The organism is Okeania sp., assembly GCF_983059655.1.
In genome coordinates, this window is record NZ_CEZPJD010000765.1 from 1 (window position 1) to 3,813 (window position 3,813).

Sequence of the window (3,813 nt, forward strand, 5' to 3'; positions counted from 1 at the left end):
GGAGAAGTTGAAAGTTACATCTTCAAATTCTGAAAAATTAGTAGAATTAATCCGTACATCCGTGGCAAAATATGTGTTTTTTGAGTCTTTTCCTAAAAATGATAAATCTTTATCTAAACCTTCTTTTTCTATAAGATTAATTATCCGCTCTCGAATCATAGATAACCGAGATGGGTCTAAATTTTGTGCCTCATAATATTCATCAATTAAAGTTTCTAATTCCTGCAAAGCACCATAAATTTCAGCACGAGTCATAGGTGGAGTTAAATGATCGATAATGACAGCTTGGGATCTCCGTTTAGCTTGAGAACCTTCTCCTGGATCATTAACAATAAATGGATAAAAATGTGGCAAAGCACCGAGAGCTATTTCTGGAAAACATTCTTGAGATAAACCGACACTTTTACCAGGCAACCATTCTAAATTTCCATGTTTTCCCACATGAATAATTGCATCTATTTTAAATTTTTCTCTCAACCAATAATAGAAAGCTAAATAATTAGGAGTCGGTTCCAAATCTGGAGCATGATAATTTAAACTAGTGTCAATATCGTAACCCCGCGAAGGTTGAATACCTACAAAAATATTCCCTAACTGAATTCCTGGAATGGGAAAATTATCTATTTCTTTTACTTCAGAATATTTGTTAAATTTCTCAAAATTGCTAGATATAGATTGAGCAGAAGATAAAGGAATGATAGTAGAATTAATCCGTATATCAGTTGCAAAATCAGTCTCATCATCTGTCTCAAACTCTGAAAAATCACTAGAAACATCTTGGGAAAAAGATGAGGAAATTTTTGTAGAATTAATCCGTATATCAGTTGCAAAATCAGTCTCATCATCTGTCTCAAACTCTGAAAAATCACTAGAAACATCTTGGGAAAAAGATGAGGAAATTTTTGTGGAATTAATCCGTGAATCAGTGGCAAAATCTGTGTATTGCCCCCATCTATGAATAATTTTTTCTCGTACAGCTTCTGGCAAACTCGCAAAATATGTTTCAAATTCTGCCAAAGATAAAGACTGAAAAACAGGACGTAATTCACGACTTTCCAAATCATTTGTTATTCCAGAAGTCAGACGTTTAATTAACTCATCCCCCGTTTCAGGAATATTTTCCAAATAATAACCAGCTCCTTCTAAAGCTTGAAGAATTTCTACACAACTAGCAGGAGTATCTAAGCCAACTCCATTAGCAAGACGACCGTCACGATTAGGATAATTTGCTAATATTAATGCGATACGACGTTGAGATACTGGAGTTTGTCGTAACTTTATCCAATTAGCAGCCAATTCTGACACAAACTCAATCCTATCTTGAACCGGAAAATAACTCACAACATCTGTTTCTATATTTTGATTCCAAGTTTGAACTGCCTTAAAAGAAACTGCTCGACTAATAATATTTCCATCTACTTCTGGTAGCGCAATGTTCATTGCCACATCCCGTGGTGAAAGACCTTGAAATTGACTTTCCCACTGCTCAAAATTTCCACCACTAAAAATTACTTGTAAAACTGGAATGTCTAAATTTTTCCCATTTCTTAACAAGGGAGGAAAAGACAAATTTTCTAATTCTGAATCTTGATTATCTTTTTCTTTTGGGTTTAATACCCCGTCGTCTACAGGGTATTGACAATTGGTTGGGGTTTGAGTCCCCATCCACTTTTTTCTCCCCCCTTTCAAGGGGGGGATGCCTTCTTCCTTCTTCCTTCTTCCTTTTTCAGTCACAACAGAGACAGCAAAGCTAGTTGTATTTAACAATAATTGAATTGTTTCAGCATTTTCAGGTTGAAAATATTCCAATATTTCTTCCTGTACTTCTACATCTCTAGGAGAAGAAACAAATACTGGAATAGGTTCTAAATTTTTTTCTATTAAAGCTTGGCAAAGAGCATCTATAGGAGCAACATTTCCAGATAAATAATGAGCGCGATAGAATAATATTCCGACTTTTGCCTTTCTGCTTTGCTCTTCTTTTTGCCAAGGATAAATTCCGACTCGTGGCACTGGTATAGGAGAGGCAAAATCATAATCTTTTCCCAGACAAATATTAGCGATAAACTTGAGACCATTAACAAAATTGTCTACCCCACCTTCTATTAAATATTGCCAGAATTGATTAACTAGAGAAATTGAAACATTAGAATGACTAATTAAATCTGGATCTGGGCGGTCATCTCCAGGAATTACTATTAGTTTTGCCCCTTCTTTTTCTATCACTTCTAGCAAAACTTCCAAACCATAAGACCAATAAGAGCGCCCCCCTAAAAGTCGAACAATAATTACTTTTGTTTTAGATAAAATATCATCAGCATAAGTATCAATAGTTAACTGTTGTTGTAAGTGAAGTAAATTAGCAACTCGTAGTTGTGGAAAATCAAAAGGTAACTTATTGACTGCTGCTGCTAAAGTTTGAATATCTGTATCTGCGGCAGTTAAAAATATTATTGGAGCGGGAGTTTGTTCGATAAAAATTACCCCTTCTGCTTGCGGGTTCCAACCACCAGGAGTAGCTGCTATTCGGTGCATATATTTGTATTGTTTAAAAAACCTAATAATCTTACCAGAAACTTTCTTTATTATACCAAGGAAGAAGGAAGAAGTTCATTAATGGATAATTGATAATTACCTCTGGTTAAAACCGCCCTTGATTGAATATAAGGAAATACTATTTCTTCTCTTGGTCGAGCAGTCAGCTATTAGCTAGCCTCCTATGGTCGTAACTGCGTTACCTTTAAAAGAGAAAAAAGCAATTTTATCAAAGCTTCAGAGTACGAATATCTGGTTGAGAATGTAGTAGAAATTAAATGAATGAAGCAAGCATTCATTAGACATCTCCAATAATAAAAGATCAAATCAATTATCGCACAACAATTATCAATTATGTCCCCCTACTCCCTCTTTTATGGAGATGTCTATTAAAAAACTGATTGCTGACCGCTAATAGCTGAATACTTACTTCATATAGGAAAAAAACTATAAAGTATGGAAAAATTAGGATGGCTTTTAATATTACAGAACTACCAGAAAAAATCCTGAAGTTAACTGTATTGAGCTATAAACTCATCTACCTTCTTTCTTCCTTACTTAAAAAAATTATTAACTAAACTGCATTGTTTTATAGCATTTTTTTTCAAAGCGGTATTATCTATTAATACTTAGATTAAAAGATAAGCGCTTTAACTCCCGGAATTTTTTCCATGATCGCTGTAGATTAAATGTAATAGTAATTACATTAAATTTTAAATTAGAGATGGAAATGATAGAAGTAAATTTGACAACTTGGAGAATATTCTCGATACTATTATCAATATTTGTGGGAGTTATGAGTGGTATGAGCGGTTATCTATTTACTAAATCTCAACTATCTCAAACTCCATCTATAACTATGGAAGTTCAAAAAAGTAATTCTCTAATATATTTAACAGGTACAGTTATTGAAAAACCTTGGAGTAAAAGTGCTGAGTCTTGGATAGCAGGAGATAGTAATTATTATGTCTTAGATGTAGGATCTTTAGAAATAGAAAAACGTTCTGCTGAAGAAGGTGTAATTATGCGTCCTTCAGAAGCGATGGCTTTTGAAAGTTTTGCTGAATATGTCGGGAAAAAAGTGGAAATAAAGGGAGAATATCTTGAGAGTAAACCATATCAACCAAAAAGTGCTTATGAGTCTTATCCAATGGGAATGGATGGTAGACCTTTACCTAGAGGTGCAGGATTTAAAGTTTATGAAATTAGGGTATTAAATGAATAGATATTAGTTGTTTTTTCACAATGAAAAATTTGCCACTTCTACTCTCTTCCCTC

General features: G+C 33.9%; 2 protein-coding genes. One reads left to right on the forward strand and one right to left on the reverse strand.

All coding sequences use genetic code 11. The features are described 5' to 3' along the window. The coding region (locus tag AC3DU7_RS28030) for a cobaltochelatase subunit CobN (RefSeq protein WP_488042537.1) at nucleotides 1-2,535 on the reverse strand (2,535 nt) is incomplete at its 3' end. A gap of 730 nt (nucleotides 2,536-3,265) precedes the next feature. Between AC3DU7_RS28030 and AC3DU7_RS28035 the strand changes: the two genes are divergently transcribed. Then, nucleotides 3,266-3,760, forward strand: a complete 495-nt coding sequence (locus tag AC3DU7_RS28035) for a hypothetical protein (RefSeq protein ID WP_488042538.1) — start codon at nucleotides 3,266-3,268, stop codon at nucleotides 3,758-3,760. Nucleotides 3,761-3,813 lie beyond the last annotated feature (53 nt).